This window comes from Kribbella sp. NPDC005582 (assembly GCF_040605415.1).
Lineage (GTDB): Bacteria > Actinomycetota > Actinomycetes > Propionibacteriales > Kribbellaceae > Kribbella.
Genome location: NZ_JBEXCU010000004.1, coordinates 671,856 through 693,174, shown reverse-complemented (window position 1 = coordinate 693,174; position 21,319 = coordinate 671,856). Strand labels below are relative to the sequence as shown.

Annotated in this window: 21 protein-coding genes; 15 read left to right on the top strand and 6 right to left on the bottom strand. The window is 65.8% G+C overall.

The window, feature by feature from the left end; translation table 11 throughout:
- Window positions 1–271: 271 nt before the first annotated feature.
- Window positions 272–532: a hypothetical protein gene (locus tag ABZS29_RS26415; protein WP_355465558.1), complete on the bottom strand. Its 261-nt coding sequence runs from the start codon at window positions 530–532 to the stop codon at window positions 272–274.
- A 679-nt stretch (window positions 533–1,211) separates the two neighbouring features.
- Between ABZS29_RS26415 and ABZS29_RS26410 the strand changes: the two genes are divergently transcribed.
- The 5 genes from ABZS29_RS26410 (at window position 1,212) to ABZS29_RS26390 (ending at window position 8,911) form a co-directional block, all read left to right on the top strand.
- Window positions 1,212–3,278, top strand: coding sequence for a tetratricopeptide repeat protein (locus ABZS29_RS26410; RefSeq protein WP_355465556.1), 2,067 nt, complete (start codon window positions 1,212–1,214; stop codon window positions 3,276–3,278).
- A 951-nt stretch (window positions 3,279–4,229) separates the two neighbouring features.
- Window positions 4,230–6,506: a hypothetical protein gene (locus ABZS29_RS26405; RefSeq protein ID WP_355465554.1), complete on the top strand. Its 2,277-nt coding sequence runs from the start codon at window positions 4,230–4,232 to the stop codon at window positions 6,504–6,506.
- Window positions 6,499–7,509, top strand: a complete 1,011-nt coding sequence (locus ABZS29_RS26400; protein WP_355465552.1) for a hypothetical protein — start codon at window positions 6,499–6,501, stop codon at window positions 7,507–7,509. Before ABZS29_RS26405 ends, ABZS29_RS26400 begins: the two co-directional genes overlap by 8 nt.
- 581 nt (window positions 7,510–8,090) lie before the next feature.
- Window positions 8,091–8,429 (top strand): hypothetical protein, encoded by a 339-nt coding sequence (locus ABZS29_RS26395; protein WP_355465550.1) that lies wholly within the window; start codon window positions 8,091–8,093, stop codon window positions 8,427–8,429.
- Complete coding sequence (locus ABZS29_RS26390) at window positions 8,426–8,911, top strand: hypothetical protein (RefSeq protein ID WP_355465548.1); 486 nt, start codon at window positions 8,426–8,428, stop codon at window positions 8,909–8,911. Before ABZS29_RS26395 ends, ABZS29_RS26390 begins: the two co-directional genes overlap by 4 nt.
- Here the strand turns inward: ABZS29_RS26390 and ABZS29_RS26385 are convergent.
- Window positions 8,821–9,627 (bottom strand): MerR family transcriptional regulator, encoded by an 807-nt coding sequence (locus tag ABZS29_RS26385; protein ID WP_355465546.1) that lies wholly within the window; start codon window positions 9,625–9,627, stop codon window positions 8,821–8,823. The two genes, ABZS29_RS26390 and ABZS29_RS26385, sit on opposite strands and share 91 nt — an antisense overlap.
- A 79-nt stretch (window positions 9,628–9,706) precedes the next feature.
- Between ABZS29_RS26385 and ABZS29_RS26380 the strand changes: the two genes are divergently transcribed.
- From ABZS29_RS26380 to ABZS29_RS26370, 3 genes are all read left to right on the top strand, one after another.
- On the top strand, window positions 9,707–10,054 hold the full coding sequence (locus ABZS29_RS26380; protein WP_355465544.1) for a nuclear transport factor 2 family protein: 348 nt from the start codon (window positions 9,707–9,709) through the stop codon (window positions 10,052–10,054).
- Between the two features lie 196 nt (window positions 10,055–10,250).
- Entirely contained in the window at window positions 10,251–11,081 is an 831-nt protein-coding gene (locus tag ABZS29_RS26375; protein ID WP_355465542.1) for an SDR family NAD(P)-dependent oxidoreductase, read from the top strand.
- A gap of 206 nt (window positions 11,082–11,287) precedes the next feature.
- A complete protein-coding gene (locus ABZS29_RS26370) occupies window positions 11,288–11,698 on the top strand; it encodes a DUF4259 domain-containing protein (protein WP_355465540.1) in 411 nt (136 codons plus the stop codon).
- A 284-nt stretch (window positions 11,699–11,982) separates the two neighbouring features.
- Here ABZS29_RS26370 and ABZS29_RS26365 read toward each other — a convergent pair whose 3' ends face one another.
- Window positions 11,983–12,219 carry a hypothetical protein gene (locus tag ABZS29_RS26365; protein WP_355465538.1) on the bottom strand — a complete coding sequence of 79 codons (237 nt, stop codon included), beginning with the start codon at window positions 12,217–12,219 and terminating at the stop codon, window positions 11,983–11,985.
- A gap of 161 nt (window positions 12,220–12,380) precedes the next feature.
- Between ABZS29_RS26365 and ABZS29_RS26360 the strand changes: the two genes are divergently transcribed.
- Window positions 12,381–12,563: a hypothetical protein gene (locus tag ABZS29_RS26360; RefSeq protein WP_355465536.1), complete on the top strand. Its 183-nt coding sequence runs from the start codon at window positions 12,381–12,383 to the stop codon at window positions 12,561–12,563.
- A 174-nt stretch (window positions 12,564–12,737) separates the two neighbouring features.
- Here the strand turns inward: ABZS29_RS26360 and ABZS29_RS26355 are convergent, their stop codons facing one another.
- Window positions 12,738–13,022: a hypothetical protein gene (locus ABZS29_RS26355; protein WP_355465534.1), complete on the bottom strand. Its 285-nt coding sequence runs from the start codon at window positions 13,020–13,022 to the stop codon at window positions 12,738–12,740.
- 103 nt (window positions 13,023–13,125) lie between these two features.
- Between ABZS29_RS26355 and ABZS29_RS26350 the strand changes: the two genes are divergently transcribed.
- The 5 genes from ABZS29_RS26350 to ABZS29_RS26330 all read left to right on the top strand — a co-directional run bounded on the left by ABZS29_RS26350 (window position 13,126) and on the right by ABZS29_RS26330 (window position 18,216).
- Complete coding sequence (locus ABZS29_RS26350; protein ID WP_355465532.1) at window positions 13,126–13,686, top strand: helix-turn-helix domain-containing protein; 561 nt, start codon at window positions 13,126–13,128, stop codon at window positions 13,684–13,686.
- A 130-nt stretch (window positions 13,687–13,816) separates the two neighbouring features.
- Complete coding sequence (locus tag ABZS29_RS26345; protein ID WP_355465531.1) at window positions 13,817–14,524, top strand: SDR family NAD(P)-dependent oxidoreductase; 708 nt, start codon at window positions 13,817–13,819, stop codon at window positions 14,522–14,524.
- 84 nt (window positions 14,525–14,608) lie between these two features.
- Entirely contained in the window at window positions 14,609–15,208 is a 600-nt protein-coding gene (locus tag ABZS29_RS26340; protein ID WP_355465529.1) for a TetR family transcriptional regulator, read from the top strand.
- 565 nt (window positions 15,209–15,773) lie between these two features.
- Window positions 15,774–16,598, top strand: a complete 825-nt coding sequence (locus ABZS29_RS26335) for a class I SAM-dependent methyltransferase (RefSeq protein ID WP_355465527.1) — start codon at window positions 15,774–15,776, stop codon at window positions 16,596–16,598.
- A gap of 307 nt (window positions 16,599–16,905) precedes the next feature.
- A complete protein-coding gene (locus ABZS29_RS26330) occupies window positions 16,906–18,216 on the top strand; it encodes a GGDEF domain-containing protein (protein ID WP_355465525.1) in 1,311 nt (436 codons plus the stop codon).
- A gap of 368 nt (window positions 18,217–18,584) precedes the next feature.
- Here the strand turns inward: ABZS29_RS26330 and ABZS29_RS26325 are convergent, their stop codons facing one another.
- Entirely contained in the window at window positions 18,585–19,475 is an 891-nt protein-coding gene (locus ABZS29_RS26325; RefSeq protein WP_355465523.1) for a patatin-like phospholipase family protein, read from the bottom strand.
- Window positions 19,476–19,602: 127 nt separating this feature from the next.
- Between ABZS29_RS26325 and ABZS29_RS26320 the strand changes: the two genes are divergently transcribed.
- The gene (locus ABZS29_RS26320; RefSeq protein WP_355465521.1) at window positions 19,603–20,481 is read left to right on the top strand and encodes an AraC family transcriptional regulator; all 879 of its coding nucleotides are present in this window, start codon (window positions 19,603–19,605) and stop codon (window positions 20,479–20,481) included.
- 104 nt (window positions 20,482–20,585) lie between these two features.
- On the opposite strand, the gene ABZS29_RS26315 is transcribed toward ABZS29_RS26320, so the two are convergent.
- Complete coding sequence (locus ABZS29_RS26315) at window positions 20,586–21,224, bottom strand: LysE family translocator (RefSeq protein WP_355465519.1); 639 nt, start codon at window positions 21,222–21,224, stop codon at window positions 20,586–20,588.
- Between the last annotated feature and the right edge of the window lie 95 nt (window positions 21,225–21,319).

Below are 21,319 nucleotides of genomic sequence, written 5' to 3'. Positions count from 1 at the left end.
ACTCCTCAGGAAAAGCTTTCGGCATGACAGACATCCTTCCAGCAAGGACCCAAGTCCTCACAGATCAGGAGTCAACCGAACCGGGGGCAGTCCCGTACGAAAGGCTTGCAGTCTGGCGCAGAAGTATTGCGAACGGAAGTCTTCCCCGCAGGCAGCAGCTCCACAGCGAAGCTGACGCCATAAGCAAACGATGGTTCCATCCACAGACAACGTGCAAAGGCCCAGCGAGGCTTCATCGTCTGGTCGTCCGGCTCCGGCTGTGCGGTCGCAGCTACTTCTCCTCGGCGCGGGTCCGTATCGTCGAGGTGACTTCCCGCAAAATCGCTAGCTTCTGGCTGAAGAGCGGATCCAGCTGCAACATCCAGGTCACCGCAACCCAAATGACGCAAAAGAATTTGAGCGCACCACCCGACGCTCCGCCAACCGCCATGCCAAACTTTCCCGAGGCAGTGACGACTGCGGGCGGCACGGCGCCAATCACCAGCGTCTTCGCGATCTGGCCGGCCATCGTCAGCCGCTGCGGGCCGGTCACCGGAGGACGATCACGGTCGCCTGAATCCCAGCCTCTGGAACCAGCTCAGCCCGAAACAGCCAGCCAGAACTGAGACAGCCGACGCTCGACCGGTTCGAGGACAGTCTGATTCGCCGGAGGCCGCGCCCCTCTGACGGCTGCCCGGGTAATCGGCGTCGACCTGCGGACATCCGGAAACTCATGTGCGATGCTCTGCCCTGTGCGGCCTTCGATTCGGACCACCGTGGCGATCGCATCGTCTGCAACGGTGGCGGTCCTCGCCTGCGCTGTCCTGATCGGTGTCTTGTCCAGCTCGAATCCGGTAGACGCGGCGCAGATCGTTGGCACGATCATCGCCGCTGTCACTCTGGTCGGCGTCATCGTCACGGGTCTCTGGCGTTGGGGGCCAGCTGCCTTCTCAAGGCAGCGATCGACCATCAAAGATCTTACCGAGGGTGGCAACCGCGGGCTCGTTCCGCGCCTCTCCCAAGTCTCGCTGAGCGACCTCGGAGTGAGAGATCCCAGGGATGCTCTGGGCGGTGCCCAGAGCCACCTTCCCTATGCCTCTCGGCACAGCCTAGATCCGCGTCTGCAGTCTGCGTTACGGGACCGGAGGTTCGTCCTTGTCCATGGACCATCCGCAGCCGGCAAATCTCGGTCTACCGTCCAGGCGGCCATCCAGGTGTCCGGCGACCGGCCGGTGCTCATCCCGGTCTGTCGCACCGACGCGCTCCAGAAGCTTCTCGCCGCGGGCGCGGTCAGCAAAGGTGCGCTGATCTGGCTGAGCGATCTCCAGGAGCACATCGCGGCTGGAGTCGACGCAGCGCTCCTTGAGCAACTGCTCGACATTGAAGGTGTCACGGTCGTCGCCACAATTCGCGACGGCGAGTACCAGCGCCTCGTTCCGCATGAGGACCTACGGCCCCAAGGCCGAGACGTGATTGAGCTGGCGATCAGACACCATGGCCTCGTCTCCTTCGACGGCTGGGACGAAATCGACCGCGACCAGGCAGCGAATCAGTACAGCTGGCTCCAGCGGACCGACGTGACTCAGGCGCTCAAGACAGGTCGAGGCCTCGGCGAGTATCTGGTCGCCGGGCCAGAGCTCATCGAGCGCCTGCAAGTGGGGCAACCACCGGCCAGCGGTATTGCCGTTGTGCGTGCAGCAACAGATTGGTACCGAGCAGGTCTCACCCGACCAGCCCCGCTGAACCTCATCCGCGAGTTGTATCCCGCCTACCTACCGGCAGACGACGGAGCACAACTGGTTCGATTCGAGGAAGGTCTCATTTGGGCTTGTGATCTCGTGTCCGGCACCCGCACGGTAACTCAGATGACCGACGGTACCGGCTTGGTTGTCCACGACTACGTGCTCGATCATTGGCCCAAACACTATCCCCGGCCAATCCCAGATGTGACTTGGGCGGCCATAGCTCACGAGATACGGGATCGGCCCAAGGAGCTCGTCGCAGCGGGGTCCGCCGCGGCCGAAGGGCATCAAAATCCTTCTGCCGCGATCCAGCTACTACGGCCTGCGGTCGATCTCGACAATGTCTTCGCGATGTACAACCTGGGTGTCGTTCTGGTTATGCAAGGCGAATCCGCTGAGGCGGAACGCCTATGGCGACGCGCAGCCGATGCCGGCCTGCCGGATGCCATGTACAACCTAGGTGTTCTCCTGAGCAAGCGCGGTGACGACACAGAAGCCGTAGCCTGGTGGGAGAAAGTGGCCGCGAGCAAAGACGTCAGCGCGATGTACAACCTCGGAATCGTCGAGAAGCGCCGTGGCAACCTGGCGGCAAGCGAGAGATGGTGGCGGATGGCCGCCGAAGCGGGACAGACCGATGCAGCTCGAAACCTTGCTGGTCTGCTACAAGCTCGCGGCGAGCTCGTCGAAGCTGAGCGATGGTTTTATGCCGCGGTCGAAGAGGGCGACGCCAAGGCGATGAACAACCTTGGTGCTCTCTACGCCGAGCAGGACGATCTTGAAGCGGCTGCGCAGTGGTGGGCGCAAGCTGCAGCCTGCGGCATAGCCGACGCAATGAACAATCTGGCCGTCGTCGCGAAGGCAGAAGGCGATCTTGAGGCCGCAGAACGCTGGTGGCGGGACGCTGTTGCGAACGGGCATGTGCAGGCCATGGAGCACCTGGCATTCTTAGCCGAGCTCCGGGACGACCTGGTGGAATCCGAAAGTTGGCGCCAGAGGGCCGCCGAACACGGGTTGACCAGCGCGATGAATGATCTGGCCGTGATGCTCCATGGCCGTGGAGAGGACGACCAGGCAGAGCGCTGGTGGCGAGCTGCTGCAGAAGCCCAGCTGCCTGAAGCAATGAACAGCCTTGCAGTTCTGCTCCTCCGGCGCGGAGAAGTTGAAGAGGCAGAGAGGCTGTGGCAAACAGCCGCCGCGGCCGGCCTGCCTCACGCCATTAATAGCCTGGCCTTCTTACTCCAAGCTCGCGGCAATCACGCGGAGGCCGAAGCCATATGGCGGAAGGCCGCAATGACAGGCCTACCCGCCGCAATGAACAACCTAGGGACGGCACTGCGGAGGCGCGAAGAGTACGACGAAGCGGACGAATGGTGGCGAAACGCAGCCGAGGCCGGAGACACCGACGCGATGTTTAACCTCGGAGTGAGCGCCACCGCCCGCGGTGCCCACGACGAGGCCGAGCGCTGGTGGCAGCAAGCTGCGGCTGCAGGCGACACGGCGTCCGCGAACGCGATTAGGCTCGACCGCCCGCCAGCCCGGGGAAGCGAGTCTCCGTGAGCCCCGCGACTCCCACCGACGGCCTGGACGAACGCAACCGGCCCTGCTCCGGTTACCTCTGCCGGACTTGCGCTCGCCAGTTGGGTAGCCGTCGTGCTGAGGTAGCGTGACATTGGCCTGGCCGAATAGGAAACTGCCAGCTCCGCAGCTTGAGCTCTGACGCAGTCGTGGCCGCCGTGTGCGACACGATCGTCGGCTGGCTCCTCCATGCTAGTACTTGTAATCCACACCGGTCCGGCATCCGGTGCCCGGGAGGACCTGCAGGCAGGATCAACTGGTTCTGACGGTGAGCGCACAGCGCCACCAGGAAACGCGTGCGGTACCGAAGTAGCTTCGCCACCAGGCGCTCAGCATAGGGTCTGCTAGCTGCCGAAGGTGCTCCGGAGGGTCCATGAACAAGATCCCGTCGTTGCATCGCCGATCCGCATACCGAACGGCTCGGCTGTCAGGCCGTTGACATCAAGCTGGGTACGGCGTGGCCGCCGGGCTCCGACGAGCACACGGCGTCCGTGAGCAAATAGCATCACTTGGGTCGTCTGGTCTATCGTGCTTCGCCAGATCTAGGGACGGAGGCTGAGCATGTCGCAGTTGCGGCTCCGGCTGAATCTGCGAGCCATGGGGTCACGCCACTACTGGCGCCTAAGTGCCATACACCAAGGCGTGGGGATGCGGGCAGCGTCGGTGCGGATCGCGGGCCTCTCCAACGTGGCCGACTACACATCTCTCCTACGCACCGGAAGTCAGGCACTCGCCAAATCTCCCCTCCTGCTCCTTCCTGCACTCCTGGCTTTAATCCTGACTCAATCGGTCGTTCGACTTCACGGCCGGTCGCTGCCCTGGTCAGACTCATTACCAGGCTGGGTCAGACAGGCAGCGGGGTGGGTCACCTCGCCGGTTTCAGCGACTTTCGACGCGGCCTCCCTCCCATCTGGAGCAATTGAGGTCGTCGGAGTGTTCGTCGCGGTCTACTTCGCAACAGTGACGTTCGTTGTGTCCACGACATACAAGGACGCCACACGTCGGCTTCGTGACCAGATCGTCCGGCAGCCAGAGACACGCTGGTATGTAGCGTTCTTCACGCCCTCGGTGGTGTACGTGGGCCTGGCCTTGGCTCTGCCGGTCGTTGACCAGGTTGCCACCCACTTGACACTCGTGACCACCGGATTCGCGGGCGCCCTAGTCGTGCTGTCCTTTGGTCGCATCTGGATCACGCTCTTCGTGTCGCTCGAGCCGACCTCAGTGTTCCCGTCGATTCAGCGAGACCTCAACCTCTGGGTACATCGGGCCTACAGGCTCGGCCGTCGCAACAACCCCTCGCCGACAGCTGTCCTCCGCGCGAACCAGAAGATCCGCGAAAAGCTAGCAACGCTTGACGATCTCGTCACACTCATTCTCGATCGGGAGTATGAACGCGCTTCGGATCGCGGCATCGCAGCCAGTTTCGACCCCAGGATTCGCACGGCGTTAGAGCACCTGCGGCTGACCTGGGAGACCTACGCTCGCCGCAAGCACATGCTGAGTGGCCTTCCTGGATGGAATCCGTCCCGCACTCAGGCGAAGGACTGGTTCCTCGCCTCCTATTCGGAAGTCGACATTGCCGTAGCCACGGGGACGACGCTAGCCGGCAGTCAGGTGGTCGACGACCTCTGGTTTGAGCGCTGGATCGCCGCCCTGGTCGAGCGCCTCCTCTCTGGAAGGGATCTTCTTTCAGTCCAGAGGGCGGTTGATGGCCTCATGCCTCTGTCACGAGCGCTCGGCGGCCGAGGCCAATTCGACGAACTGCGGCTGTGGATGACGGCTACGACCTTTTCTCCAATGAATGCCGTCAGCGAGTATGCCGGGCAGAGGGGACCGCTCGAGACGCCACCCACGGCGGGTGACGCGCAACGGTCGTACATGTCACGGTCCAAGCATTTCGCGCTGCCCGGGGAGGCGAGTTCTCACAACCTGGTTGACTTCGTGCTCCTGGAGATGCTGAACACATGCCTCGGGTACACCGACTACTTCGCTCGTATGCAAAGCGAGTTGATGGATGCCGGCGCAGTCATCGCGAATAGCAAATCTCAGCTCGTGGCCGGTAGGTTGGTTCTCGAGATCGCGAGGAACGCGCGTGAAGCCCTGGCGACCGAGACCGCCCTTGAAAGCGAACGTGTCACGCCAGATAGCACTCTGGCACAGCTGATGGCGAGGGGCCTCGCCACCGAGACACTCGACGAGCTACAGCAACTCCTCGCCTACCTGGAGACCGAGCTCTGGCCCTGGGTCCTTGAGGTCGGCGGTTCCAACTCATGGGCCGCCGGGGCGGCACTCAGTCGCGCTACGGAGGTGGCTGCGAAGCTCGAGGTCATGCTCGAGTTCGCACGACGGCTCCTTGACGACTGCGAAACAGCCCACAGGGAAAAAGACGATCGGTGGCCTGACACCGCAACGACGGACATTCTTCGGCGCGCCAGATCATTGCGTGACCAATTGGAGCTGCCCGTAGCCCGGTTGGCGACAACAGTCGACTCAACCCCCGACTCAGATCGACCGGATCATTTCGGATGGGCCTACCACAGGGCACACGAAAACGTTCTGCGACGGCTGCTCGCGGACGAGCCAAGTGAGCCCGAAGCGCTCCGCCAGCAAGTACTCCTGCTGTACTGGGCGGGCGACCTAGCCACACAACGGTTGAGTTCAACCGTTCGACGCAACGACCAGCGGCTCATCAACTCCTACATCGCAGAGCCCTACCTGAGGTTCCTGCAACTCTGTGGAATCGCACTCGTCCTCTCGGAAGTGACGCAGACTCCCGACTTGTTCCGTCCCTTCGAGTCAGCGTGGACTGCCCTACTCACAAGTGCCACCCGATCCACAGCGCTGCTAGGGCGCGCGGCAGCGACGCTGTTCGCCGACACCGGGCTGTTCGCACTCACGCCGGGTGGCGTCTCGCGTTCGAGTATTGAGATCAGAGCCCACCAGAAACTTGAGGAGCTCGGCGTCTCCCACGATTTGTTCGACTTTGGTGGATTCGGAGCGACAGAGGGCGGCAGGCCCGCTTCAGTGAGCGATGAGGCGAAGCGTCTCCTACGCACCGTCCGGTCGAGCAATTACGAAGGGATGTTTTACGCCCATTGGCTTCGGCCGACCGCGATCGCTGCCGGTGCCACCGTCCCGACTGACGCCGAGCGATATCTCTCTCGCCTCGACCTCGACGGTGACATTGAGGAAGACGAGGACGATGACTGACACCGACGCCGTCGATGCGAGACAGAGCGCCTTTCCTTGGATGCTCTATCAGTCGCACCATCTCGGCACAACGCGCTCCGCCCGCAGGCGCGACGGTCTCTACGTGGGAATGCTGAAGGAAGACCTCCAAAACTACCGCTACTCCTACGACCTCTCGATCATTCCTCACGGCGTCCACGAGCCCCGTGCATCCCAGCTACTGGCCGCGCTACTGGAAGACTTCAACCACACTAGCTACGACAGCGGCCCCGCCGAACTGGTGGTCGAATTTGCCATGCGCCTGCTCGAAGAGTCATCTGATGGCAAGGAGATGACTCTGGAGCTCCACAGTGCGGACGGTCGACGCCGCGGCCGCAGATCCCGCCACGGACGGCACACCGACGACCCAGACCAGCGGCCCGGGCCACTGCCAACCCTCGGTTTTATCCCGCAATGGTCAGTCACGAAACATCGAACCGGGCTTCTACAGTTCGCCCCCGAAGCCGGCCATCGGCCTACGCCTATCAGCTCTTCCCGCCTCCACTCCGTCAGCCTACGGAGAGAAAACAAGCGCAACTGGGATCGGGCGATCAAAGGACTGAGGCAGGTCGACACGACGGATCTAGGCGGCTACAGCACCTCGCGCATCTCATGGAAGGGCTACGAGTTCTCGAAGCAACTCACCGCCCAGAAACTCGTCATAGCCGCATCTACGGCAGGTATCGGCTGGGACGCTCGAGGAACTTTCAACGACTACGTGACGTCGCCGTACCTGACCTTCCGGCAGCTCCGCTTCGTCAAGTTCTGGGTCGAGTCGATCGAAGACTCCGTCAGTTTTCTCAATCAGTTCACTGGGAACGCGAGCCTGTACGGCAGTGACGCCTTCACGTTCTCTTTAGCCGGCCTGCCATCGCCGGAGGACCTGTTGGAAGCGATGGACGCCGTCCGCAGCGGCTCGCTGAACGTGAAAGATGCGTATGACACCTTCTTCTACCCCAAGCACGCCAAATCTCGAATCGACTGATGGCTTCCCGCGCAGCGATCACCTCGACGGCGCGCTCGTTTATTCAGCGGACCCGACCGCACTCAGCACCGCTAGAACGATGCGCCCTCGATACACTCGCGGATCGCGGAGCCCGTGGCGAAAGTAGCAGGCCACTGCCACGGACGTCCTGACCGGACTCTAGTGGGCGCGCTCTGCGTAGAGCGATTTGGGCACCTCTTTACGCACCTCAATCAGCGCGAGAGGATGGTCGATGATGAGCATCTACAGACAGCAAGAAGCGGTGGAGGCCCTTACCAGCAAGGGATCGTGGCCACTGACGGCACAGGTCGATCAACCTCGGCTGCAAATCAGCGGGTTCGGGGTTCGAGTCCCTGGCGGCGCACAAACACCGAGGCCCGGGCAGACATCGCAATCTGCACCGGGCCTTCGTGTTGCCCGACTCACCTTTAACTCACCTCTTTGCCGCCTCCGGCACAGGCTGACGGTTTACGTGATCGTGACTGTGCGTCAGATCACATCGGTTGCCGTCGTTGCCGACCTATCGAAATCTTCGGCCTCAGCCCCGTTGATCCAGCTCCTAGACGAGCTGGAGGCATGAGATGGCGAGACCACCGCTGCAGATCGGATCCTGGGGCAAGGTGTCGACCTCGATCACCAATTTCGACGCCAACGGCAAGCCCCTCGGCCACACAGCCAAGGCCAACTTCCGCGACCACGACGGCCACGTCCGCGACGTCACGGCAACCGGCCGCACCAAGTCCGCCGCCGAGCAGGCACTCCTCGCCAAGCTCAAGGACCGCGCAAGAACCGGCGGCGCCGGCGAACTGACAGCAATGCATAAGGTCGGCCTGCTGATCGACCTGTGGGAGAAGAGGTCAAGAGGCTCGCCGAGCGCGGCAAGAGGTCCCCCACCTCCTACGACACCTACTAGCGCGTGACCCGCCTCCACATCCGCCCGGCCGTCGCCGAGCTTCGGATCGGCGAAGCGACCACCCAGCGACTCGACAAAGTGATCACCAAGATCACCGAGAACGCAGGCCCCTCCACCGCCAAGACCGCCCGCGCCATCATCTCCGGCGCGATGAGCCTCGCCGTCCGCTACGGCGCCATCGCGGTCAACCCGACGCGCGAGATCGAAGCCATCGAGGCCGCCCCCAAGAACCCACCCAAAGCCCTGACCGCCGAGGAAGTCACCCTCCTCCGGACAAGCCTCGCTGCCGATCACGCGCGGTCGACGCCGAGCTCCCCGACCTCGTCGCCTTCATGCTCGGCACCGGCGGGGGAAGTTTCGCAGGGGCCACTGATGGGCGCGCGGCCGCGCCGGGCAGGTCAGGGATTGTTGGCTACGCGGAACACCGGCCATCCGATCTCGGTGCGCCAGGCGGCGCTGTCGTCGGTGTCGCGCGGGCCGACCAGGTAGCGCTCCCGCACCGGTCCGGCAACTGCTAGCGCGTTGCTTACCACCCAGGAGCCGAGTTCGCCGTAGGTCACGTCGATGCCTTCGTGTTCACCTTGGTGGGTAGTGACGACGAGTTCGGCGGCGGGCAGGGTGACGGGGTGGACGCGCCCGCGGGTGGGGGGCTTCGGGGTGGGCCGGTAGAGCAGAAGGCGCCCTCGGCCGTTCTCGAAGAGCGCGTTGTCGTAGAGACCGCCGGGCGGTCCGTGACCCGCCGGCGGGCCGAGCGCCGCGTCGAGTTCGGCCATCGCTCCGGCGTACCAAGCCACAACGTCGTCCTCGCCGACCTCGTCCTCGACCGCCGCCACGGTCACGGCGGGCTCCGCGCGCAGCTCCACCTGCAGCGGGGCCGGCTCCGGCGACAGCAGACGTCGCAAAGAAACGACCGCCGCCCGGGTGCGGGCCAGCTCGGACTCCAAACGCTCGACGTGCTGAGCAACCAGGGCAGCTCGTTGGTCCGGGTCGGGCGAGCGCAAGATGCGCTGGACGTCGGAGAGTGGAACGTCGAGCTCACGTAGCCGGTGGATGACCTGCGCGATCGGGATCTGGGCACCCGAGTAGTAGCGGTAGCCGCTGGAGGTGTCCACCATCTCCGGCTCGAGCAATCCCGCCTCGTGGTAGCGCCGCAACGTACGGATGCTGAGGTGTGTCATCCGTGAGAACTCACCGATCGCCAACATGGCAGCAGTTTGCACTCTCTCCCTGGGGGAGAGTCCACTTCTTGACTCTCGCGCTCTGCGAGCCAGCACGCTCCAACATATGGATACCAACAAGCACACAGAACAGTTGCCCACCACGATCCGCGCCTTCCTGGAGGCCCAGGACGCCCGCGATGCCGACACCGCTCTCGCTCTCCTCACCCCGCAGGCCGTGATCGCCGACGTCGGGGAGTCCTTCAGCGGCGACACGGAGCTGCGACGCTTCATCACCGAGGCAGGAGCCGAGTTCACCGTGACCAGCGAGATCACCAAGGTCGATCGCGACGGCGAGATCTGGGTGGTCAGCCACCACCTCGAAGGCGACTTCCCCGGCGGGAAGGCGGACCTGGACTACCGGTTCGCGCTCGAGGATGAGCGCATCGACCGGCTCGACATCGTCCTCGGTTGAACCCTCGCCCAGCGCCGGCTACCGCGCGGAAGAACGAGTGCAAGCCTGCCGATGCGAAGCGGATCTGCTTCGCTGAGCGATAGATGCCACTGCCCGTTTAGCAAATTGGGCTCGAAGTGGCTTGTCGAGCAGTTGAAGCAGGCCTAACCCATCCATCGACAGCGGTACATGACACGTTATAGCGAAGGAGAAGTTCATGAGGACTTGGTTCATCACCGGTGCCACGCCCGGCGGGTTCGGCCTGACCTACGCCGAGGCCGCACTGGAACAGGGCGATCAAGTGGTAGTGACCGCACGGCGCCCGGCCGAACTGCAGGAGTGGGCCGACCAGTACGGCGACCGGGTGCTGGTTCTCGGGCTCGACGTGACCGACACAGCTCAGGTACTCGCGGCGGTCAGTACGGCGGAGGAGCGGTTCGGCGGGATCGACGTGCTTGTCAACAACGCCGGCCGAGGCTGGTTCGGTTCGGTCGAAGGAGCTCGGGACGACGTGATCCGCCGCACGTTCGACCTGAACCTGTTCGGGGTGGTTGAGGTAATACGGGCGGTTCTGCCGGGCATGCGGGCGCGGGGCGACGGCTGGATCGTGAACATGTCGTCGGTCGCAGGCCTCGTCAGCGCTCCCGGCTTCGGCTATTACGCGGCGGCCAAGTTCGCTGTCGAAGGGCTGTCGGAGGCCTTGCGTTCCGAGGTCGAGCCGTTCGGGGTGCGCGTGCTGCTCGTGGAGCCAGGAGCGTTCCGCACCAAGGCCTACGCCGGCTTCCAGGAGGAGCCCGTCGACGAGACCGTCGACGCCTACATACCGATGATCGAGGGCGTCAAGGCGGCGTTCGTCGACCAGGACGGCAAGCAGGCAGGTGATCCCGTCCGCGGTGTGCAGGCCGTGATCAGCGCCATGAACGCAGCCGTTCCACCGCAGCGGATCGTGCTCGGCAACTCCGGGTACGACGTCGTCGTCGCCATGCACGAGAACGCCCTCACAGAGCTCCGCCAGAACGAGAAGCTCTCGCGGAGCGCGGACTTCTAGTAGCGCGCCCCACCACGTCGACCGAGTAGTCAGCGGAGGCCCCGGTCGGCCGGGCGAACCAGCATCCGGCCGACAGCCGTCGGAGCCCTCAAGTGGTCACGCTCGCGATGACGCATCACTGTCTACATAGGTCGCGCCTGACGTAACAACTGCAATCGGCTCTGAGCCTCCGGGAGTTGCGACAGGTTTGTCGTACGGTGTCGGGCATGGCTGCTTGGGACGCAACAGTGTTCGGGAACGACGATGCAGCCGACTGGGCCGGTGACCTGGCCGACGCCGGCGAGGATCAGCGCGTCGCTGAGGCACTCGAGCGCGCCGCCGGGACGGCACGTGGCGAGTACTTGGAGGCGTCCGAAGGTGCGCAGGCGCTGGCTGCGGCTGAGATCGTCGCTGCCGCAGCCGGCGCTCCTACCGGAGTGAGCCCGTACAACGAGCGCGCACTCGCATGGGCGTCTGGCCGCGCTGGTCTGGTCGAACTGATCCCGGTCGCGCTCAGGGCGATCGACCGGGTGGTTGCGGATGACTCCGAGCTGGCCGAGCTGTGGGAGGAGGCAGACGACCCGGCTTGGTTGAAGGCCGTCGACGATCTGCGGGCCCGGCTGCGGACCGGAGGCTGAGACCGGATCGCGGATCCGATCGGCCGGCCAGCTTGCCTAGTCCCACGCCCGAGCTGGGGCGGAATGACCGAGCCGGCCGCGTGGTTGAAGTGACACGAAATGCGTGACACAAATGTGGGTGTAAACAGACTTGCCTCCCACCTTCGGGTGGACGGGAAGTGAAGGCTGGGCCCCCGGTGGACCGGGACCCAGCCTTTGCGCTTGTTAGCGCACCTTGACCTCAATGAGGTCAACCGTGCCGTGCAGCTGATCGAACCGTTGACCACGCCCGCAGCGTCCGGCGGTCACCGTGCCGACTTGAGTGCTGCGGCCGGCGGTCGGGGGTTCGACATACCTGCCGGAGCGGCCGCCTCGTCGGGGTCGGAGTTTGTCTGCTCGAGTCCTTGTTCGGCCTCGGGATACGGGTGCTCCGCGATGAACTGCCGGGGTTCCTCACACGCCCGCTGGATGTACTCCTCGAGCTTGTCGCGCTCGACTCGCCCTGGTCGAGGGTGAGAAATCGCCGGGCTGACGTCAGGCATACAGAGCATGTGGACGGACGGACAGGGCCAGGGTGGGTGATTCCAGCGGAGTCACCCACGCTGCCGGTTGTGGCAGACACCGTCACCGCTGAGGTGGCCTGTCGACGTTCGTCGTACTGAACGAGACCCCCCACTGGGTCAGGGGCAACAACGGCGACCTCATGTACGAGACGATCGGGCCGGCAACTAAGCGTCCGGCTGGAACAACGTCGGCCACACCTCTCCCGAAGACCTCCTCGCCGCGCAACGACCTGCTCGCGTTCACGCTCCAGCAGTTCGACGCCGGCGGGCTCGCGGTGTTCGTTGACGGAAGCAACGTCTTCGCCTTCTACGTCGGTCGCTAGAAGCGTCCGGACTGTAACGTGCGCGAACTCGCCACCGGCCGCGATCAGAACCTCGGCGACCCGGTCACTGCGGCGACGATCGGCTCGACAGTATCCGTGGTCTTCCACTTTTACAGGGTTGGATTTGGTGTCGTACTGGGGTGGGTTTCGGCTTGCGTACGACGCCGGCTCACGTCAGTCGTGGGCGCCGATCGTATGGCCGGCGGCGTGGAACAAACCCATCGGCAGCGCACCGACGGCCAGGCCGAGCAGCGCCCAGCCCGGATGCCGCACCGGGTGGGCACCCCACAGACAGAGCGCCGCGAGCGTCAGGCCCGACCAGCCGGCGATCAGGTTGACCACCGGGGACGAGCCGAACACCGTAGGGAACCGTTGTGCCGTGACTCCCTGGGCGAAGTGGGGATACGCGTTGCACCCCAGCACGCCGGCCAGGAACGCGAGCAGTACCGCTTGCCACATGCCGGTCTCCCTACCGTTGCCGCGGAACCCAGTGAGCTAGAATCGGAATCGTGATTCCGTTTAGAGAATACGGACTGCTCATTCCGTTTGCAAGGCGGGGTCGATGACCACGGGCCGGCCGCTACGCGCCGACGCCCAGCGCAACCGCGGGCGGGTACTAGCAGCGGCCGAGCAGGTCTTCGCCGAGCGAGGTACTGCAGCCTCGATCGAGGAGGTGGCCCGTACAGCCGGCGTCGGCGTCGGTACCGTCTTCCGGCATTTCCCGAGCAAGGAGGCGTTGCTCCAGGCACTTGTCGTGCAGCGCCTCACCCGGATCGCCGCCGACGCCCGCGACCACGCCACATCACCGGACCCAGGAGCGGCGTTCTTCGACTTCTTCACCGCGGTTGTCCATGGCTCGGCAACCAAACTCGAACTCGTGGACGCGCTAGCCGAACTCGGCATCGAACCGAACGAGGCGGTCGCGCCGGTCGCAGCAGACGTGACCGAAGCCCTGACCGCGCTACTGCAGCAGGCGCAGCACGCCGGGGCGGTACGCCGGGACATCGACGTCAGGGACGTCATCGCGCTGCTCGCAGGCGCCTCTCAAACCCGCCGCTACGCCCCCGACGACCGGCCGCTTGCCGTCATCCTCGATGGCCTGCGCGTTCCGATCGCCCAATAGCACCAACGTATTGCCCGTCCCGCTCCCCCAACCCACTCACAAGCCTGCTAAGTAACTAACTATTGACTTAGATCTTGGATCGCGTCATGCTGTATATATCCAGTTAGTTACTCCCTGAGGAGAGGGCATCATGTCCACAGTCCTGATCACCGGCGCGAACAAGGGCATCGGCTACGAGACCGCCCGGCAGCTCGTCGCCGCCGGCCACACCGTGTACGTCGGAGCGCGCGACGCCGACCGTGGTCGCGCCGCCGCCGACACGCTGGGCGCCCGCTTCGTCCAGCTCGACGTCTCCGACGACGCCTCGGTCGAGGCCGCGGCCAAGACCATCGAGGCCGACGGCGGCCTGGACGTCCTGGTCAACAACGCCGGGGTCGAGCCACGCGCGGCCGACGGCGGCTTCGTCCCGGTGGCCGAGGTCACCGCGGACAGCATGCGCAGCGTGTTCGAGACCAACGTGTTCGGCCAGATCCGCACCCTGCACGCGTTTCTGCCGCTGCTGCAGCGCTCCGAAGCGCCGGTCGTGGTCAACGTCAGCAGTGGCCTGTCGCTGGTGCGGGGGATTGCTGATCCGGAGTCCCCGGCCCGCTTCTACCCGGCCGTCGAGTACCCGGCGTCGAAGGCTGCAGTCAACGTCATCACCGTGCAGTACGCGAAGGCGTACCCGGGTGTCCGGATCAACGCGGCGGACCCTGGTTTCACCAAGACCGACCTGAATCACAACTCCGGTACGCAGACAGTCGAGGAGGGCGCGGAGGTCATCGTCCGGCTGGCACAGCTCGGCCCGGACGGACCGACCGGCCAGTTCTTCGACGCCGCCGGCCCGCTGGCCTGGTGATCGAGCGAGCCGTCGGCGGTGCGCGGGGGCTGGACGAGCTGACCGCGATCGTCGGTGCGTGACACAGATGAGAGGGTGAACCGCATGACCGAGCCGACCGCTGAGCGTAAACGGCGTCCCCGCGATTCCGGGGCGACCAAAGCGCTGCTGCTGCAAGCCGCGACCGAGGAATTCGCGGAGTACGGACTCGCCGGTGCCCGAATCGACCGCATCGCCGAGCGTGCGGGAGCCAACAAGAGGCTTATCTACGTGTACTTCGGGGACAAGGACGCGCTGTTCGACGCGGTCGTGGACGAGCAGGCGCGGACGGTGGTCAAGGCCATTCCGCTGGACGAAGGGGATCTGACCGCGTTCGCGGCCCGCCGGTTCGACTACGTCCTGGCCAATCCGGCGGCTCGGCGGATCGCCATCTGGCGTGGGTTCGAACGAGCCGAGCCGACCGAGGCGGAGTTGGCGAGTTATCGCGAGCGGGTCGAACTGGTCGAGACCGCGCAACGCGAAGGGCGGCTGCGGGCCGACATCCCAGCGGTGGACCTGTTCGCGATCGTGCTGCGGATGACCGAGAGTTGGTTGAGTGCGCCGGCGGGGCTGCGGGCGGTGGCCGACGACGACACCGATCGCCTGAGCGAGCATCGGGCCGCACTGCTGACCGCCGTTCGGAGTGTGGTCGAGCCGCCGGGGTGACAGTCCTGGCAATCGACCGCGAACAAGCCGGGCTAGTCATGGGTCACCACCTGCAACGCCGGGTATACGGCTCGGGTGCCCTGACCGCGGACGACGTGCAGCAACTGCTCGGCATGCTCAGCGGCCTGGCCGGCCAAACCCCAACTGGCGCCGCCACATCGCCTGATCCTCGACGACCTCTCCCCCACCGGCCTCAGTGATCGCGAAGGCGTCGCCGAAGCACGTGACTGAGGGCGCTGATCTGTGGCTCAGCGGTTGGCGGCGGTGACGTTGCCGGCGGCCCAGGCTTTGCTGACCGTTTGGTATTCGACGCTGGCCGCGCCGTAGAGGTCGGATGCGGCTTGGAGGGTAGGAGGGGGCGGCCGTCTGGACGGTGTTGAGTGGGACGACAGCGACGTACCGGAGCCAACGGCGGCCGCCGGGTAGGCGACCGTTGCCTGCGGCACCGACAAGGCCGAGGCGCCGGCGGCGACGCCCGCACTGGACTCGCTCCTGTCATCCCGGCTCGCCCCGGAAGGAGGAACTTCCCGTCGACGGCGGGGGCACTCGGTGCGACGATGGCGTGATGAACGAGGTTTCGCGGTTCTACGGCGGCCCCGGCGGGCTATTGGCGACCATCGGGTCCGCCTTGGATGCCGCCGGTCTGGACCGCGCGACGCTGCGACCGGCCGACCTCGCTCCGGTCGACGAGTTCCACATCCGCGGTCGGGCAGCATCGCTGGAAATCCTCGAGGCACTCGCCCTCACCTCCGAATCCCAGGTGCTCGACCTCGGCAGCGGGCTGGGCGGGCCTGCACGAACGCTCGCCGAGCTGACCGGGTGCACGGTCACCGGCGTCGATCTGACGGCAGAATTCTGCGAGGTGGCGACGGCATTCTCGGACTGGACAGGCCTCTCGGAACGCACCCGATTCCTGGTCCGTGACGCCACCGCCACCGGTCTGCCGGACGCGACGATGGACGCGGCGCTGACAGTGCACGTGGCGATGAACATTTCCGGCAAGCATGCGCTGTACGCCGAAGCCTTCCGCGTGCTCCGGCCCGGCGGCCGGTTCGTGGCGTACGACGTACTCCAAGGTGAAGGCGGTGCCGTCCACTACCCGGTGCCGTGGGCAAACGACTCCTCGACGAGCTTTCTCGCGACCCCCGAAGACATGCGCGAACTGCTCCCAGCTGCAGGCTTTGAAGTCATCTCGGAAGTCGACTCCTCGGACGAAAGCCTCGTGTGGTTCCAGCAGATGCGTGCCCGAATCCAGCGCGACGGACCACCTCCGGTCACCTTCGCAGCCTTCCTCGGCGACACGTTCGGCCAGATGGCCGCGAACCAGGTCGCCAACCTCGCCGAGCGACGCATCCGCACCGTCATGTACACCTGCGCGCGACCAGCCTGAGCGTCCCCGCAAGCTGCAGCCGTCCGCCAGTACGCCGGCCCTCCGCCGGCTTGTCGCCGACCGAGAGCTGCTCCTGCGCCGCGACGACTGATCCGGGGCACGGCGCAGGAGGGCGACCAGCCGGCTGCGGCTGGGGAACGTAGGGTTGCTCAACGAGGGAATGATCAGTTCCAGTCGTTGTTCCGCATGGCGACGCACCTCCTCCCGGCAAACCGGGGTGCCCGCCTGGACGATCGAGCCGCCGCTGACAATCCGTGACGCGACAGCTACTCTGATCACCGGGGACCACAGTGAGGGTGGGGATTCCATGCCGAGTATCCGCCATTGGGCGCGGCAGCGCAGGCGCCGCAGACGAACCGATGCAGCTTGGTCGCCGGCGCGCTGGGACCTGTGGTCCGTTTCGCGGCCCGTGCTCGGCTACGTCCTGGCCGTCGACCTGCTCGCGCTCGCGGCGATCGCGGCCACGATCAATCTCGTCGACCTCACCGCGAGTCACTGGCGCTGGCTCGCCATCCTCGCGGCCGGGTCTGCGATCCACATCGAAGGCTCGCTGCGCATCGAGCGGCTGCGCGAACGCACCACCGTCGGCCCGCCGTACGTCAACCTGAAAGGGATGTGGACCTTCGCAGGAATCCTCGTCCTGCCGCCGCCGCTGGCCGTCGTGCTGATCGTGACGACCTACGTCCACTCGTGGCTGCGGCTGAGCCGCGTCCCGCCGTACCGCTGGTACTTCTCCGCCTCCACGATCGTGCTCGCGGCCGCGACCGGCGCGGTCTTCCTGACCGCGATCAGCCCAGACCCCTACCCGGGCTACCCGCACGGCCCGCTCGGGCTTGTCGCTGTCGGCACCGCCGCGTTGGCCTACTGGTTCGTCAACTACGCGCTCGTCGTCGGGGCGATCATGCTGTCCAACCCCACCGGAGAAGCCGGCAAGGCGCTCGGACGGTTGGCCGACCAGTTCATCGTGGCCGGAGCCCTCGGGCTCGGCATCGCGATCGCCGCGCTGATCAGTGGCCAGCCCTGGACGCTGGCCGCACTCCTTGTGACCGTCCTCGCGCTCCACCGCGCCCTGCTCGTCGGCCATTTCCAGGACGCCGCCCGCACCGACCCACTGACTCGGGTCGCCAACCTGGCGTTCTGGCACCAGCTGGCCGCGACCGAGATCGCCCGGGCCGAACGCGGCGGTACGCCGCTCGGCGTGCTCTACATCGACCTGGACCACTTCAAGACCGTCAACGACACGTACGGGCACGCCGCCGGCGATACCGTCCTCACAGCAATCGCCGACGAACTGCGCCACGAGCTGCGCGGCGACGACCAACTCGGCCGCCTCGGCGGCGAAGAGTTCGCCGCACTCCTGCCCGACACCACCGCGGCCGACACCACCGCAACCGGCGAGCGGATCCGTCGCCGCATCGCCGCCCTGACCGTCGAGGTTGCCACCAGCAACGGACCGGCCGTCGTCGACGGCCTGACCTGCTCCATCGGCGCCGCCACCTACCCCGACGCCGGCCCCGACATCAACGCCGCCCTGCTCGCGGCCGACACCGCGATGTACGCCGCCAAGGAAGCCGGCCGCAACCGCGTCATCACCGCACCGACCAGCGCCTCCACCTGAGCGCCACCCGCCTAGCGGCCAGACCACAGCAACCCCGGCAGACAGGTACGCAACCTGGGCGGGGGTCTGCGCGGTTCATCGTGGAGAGTTCCCAGTCGCTGCGCCGCGCAGGATTCCGTCGCATGACTTCACGGAGTGGGAGCACCAACCAACCAGGCGTGAGTTCCGCCCGAGACGGGGCATGCCAGGCCGCGCGCGTTCACTCAGTAGCGCGCGGCCGCTCCAACCAGAGATGGTCCACCGCCGCTGCTTGTCTGAACGACCCAGACCTCGAGGCGAGCCAGCGACGTACGCCGAGTCGCTGGCGACGCCACGCAATGGATTGACGGTGCGTAGAGGTCGCGGTTGGCGATGCGGATCGGGACTGCTCATTGGTTCCACCAGTTCGCCAGGTCGTCGCTGATGTCCTTGGCCTGGTTGGTTCCCGCGGCTGCCGCGATGTCGACGAAGCGGGGGTCGAGCAGGTCGAGCGGAGTCTCGTAGAACGGCTCTGCGACGATCACACGCACGTGGTGACCGTGTTCGGCGAGGGCCGCCTGTTCGCGGGCGAGGGCCTCGGACGGCATCGGCGCCAGGACGAGCACGCGGCCCGGAGACGAATCGGCCGGCAGAGCTGCCCAGTCCGGATCGAGCAGCAGGTCGGCGTTGGTGCCGGAACGGACGCCGCCGTCGATCCATACCGATCCCGCCACGGTGACCGGTGGTGCGGCGCCAGGTGCCGCGGTCGAGCACGACACCGCCACCCCCAACGGGATGTTGTCGGACGCCGACCAGCCACGCGCGGCGCCGGTCTCGGCGTTGACCGCGACGATCCGCAGCTGGGGCGGAAACGGGCCTGTTGGCAAGGCCTGCTCCCACAGGTGCTCCGCCTCGTCCACCGAGATCGGTGGGATCGCGGCGATGGCGGCCCGGCCGATCCGTACGGCGCGGTCCGGGTCGTCGGGCCCGCCGCCGGCCAGGCGGCGCAGCAGACTTCGATCGCCGAGGCCGGCCCCGGCGTTCTTGGCATGCCAGGCGGCGCGCTTCTGCATCAGGCCCGGCAACGCTTGCAGACCGGGCTGGTCCATTGTCAGCCAGGCTCCTGCGACCGATCCGGCCGAGGTGCCCACCACCAGGCCGGACTCGGACAGCGGCAACCCTGCGGATTCGAGACCGAACAGCATCCCCGACGTCCACGCGACCCCTACCGGCCCGCCACCTCCGAGTACCAGCGCGTCCAGCGGAGTCACCCCAGAGCCGGATTGCCCATAGTCGTTCATTCGTCACGGTCCTTTGTTTCGACGTTGATCCAGCCGTGCCGGTGAATCGACAGTTGCCATTTTCGGCCAGGCGAAGCCGATAGTATGGCGAGATGCGAGCGTCGTACCGGCTCTTCGAGGACGCTGGATGATCAAAAACGGACAACTGTCCATCACCGCTCTGCCCTACCGGGCCGGCGTCGGCGCACCGCCCGGCGTCGAGGTGCTCGACTTCGACCGCCTGCTTGTACGGGCCACCGGTCACGGCGTCGACCCGTACGACCTCCAGCGCCCGGAGTTCCACAAGCTGATCACGGTTCGGTCCGGGGAGCTGCGCTGTTCCCTCGACTTCATCGACTACACGTTGGGCCCGGGGAGCTTGCTCTGGGTCCGACCAGGACAGGTACACCGCTACGACTCCGACCTGGGCGCCGCCGATGGGCGGGTGGTGTTGTTCCTGCCTGATCTCCTCAGCCGTACGACGGCCCACCTGGCAGGCGCCGAACTGGGCATCTGGCAACCGGCTTCCGAGCCGGCCTCAGCAGGACGCGACAGCCTGGCCCAGATCCTCGACCTGCTCGAACAGGAGTACGCGCGCTGGAGCCGGCAGCCGTCGCAACTGCAAGTGGAGCTACTGCGGCATCTGCTCGCGACCCTGGTACTCCGATTGACCGCGCTCAACGGCTCCCCCGGCGGACCCGACGCAGGCGGGGATGCGTTCCTCCTCTTCCGCGAGGCGGTCGAGGAACGCTTCTCCTCCACCCGCCGTGTCGACGACTACGCGAACCAACTGGGCTACAGCGTGCGGACGCTCACCAGAGCCAGCCTCGCAGCGGTGGGCCACGGCGCCAAGCAGTACATCGACGACCGGGTCCTCCTGGAAGCCAAACGCCTCCTTGTCCACACCGACCTTCCCGCAGCAGCGATCAGCCACCAACTCGGCTTTGCCGGCGCCACCATCTTCACGAAGTTCTTCCGCCACCGCACCGGCCAAACACCCACCGAATTCCGCGCCCGCGGCGCCTGAGCACCATGATCAACTGCCGAGGCGCGGTTTCCGGAGTGAGGTCCCGGCGCGCGGCGCCAACGAGCAGCGGGACGCTCCGCGAACACGTGAACGGCTGAGGTGGATCAGTCCTTTCGCCCTGTCACCGCGACGGTGACACCGAGCCCGATCATGGTCAGCCCGCCGATTCCGCCGACCAACGAAAGCCGCTGCGGCGAGCGCGCGAACCAGTCCCGGGCAGTGGCCGCGGCCAGCCCCCAGATCATGTCGGACGCAACAGCGATGGTGTTGAAGACCAGGCCCAACAGCAGCATCTGTACGGCGACATGCCCTTGACCGCGGTCGACGAACTGCGGCAGCACGGCAGCGAAGAACACGATGGTCTTGGGGTTGGTCACGCCGACGGCGAACCCCTCCCAGAACGTCCGCAGACCGCCCTGCGCGACCTTCGCCCCGGTGACCACCGCATGCAACGACCCACGCTCACGCCACGCCTTGACGCCGAGAAATACCAAGTAGGCGGCACCCGCCAGCTTGAGCACCGTGAAGACGAGAACCGAGCGCTCCACCACTGTCCCGACCCCGAATGCCACGGCCACGATCAGCACATAAGCGCCGAGCGTGTTCCCCACAACCGTGGTCAATGCGGCACGCCGTCCCTGCGCCAGCGCCCGCCCGATCACGAACAGCACGCTGGGACCGGGAACCACGATCAGCAAGAACGACATGGCCGCGAAGGCAAGCAAACGGTCAGTAGACACCATGACGCACATGCAAGCACAGGAAGGGACCGCCCTTCTAGTCGTATTCCACGTCCGAGTCCGAGCGCCGGATGCCAGGCAGCACGGCGAGTCTGGCA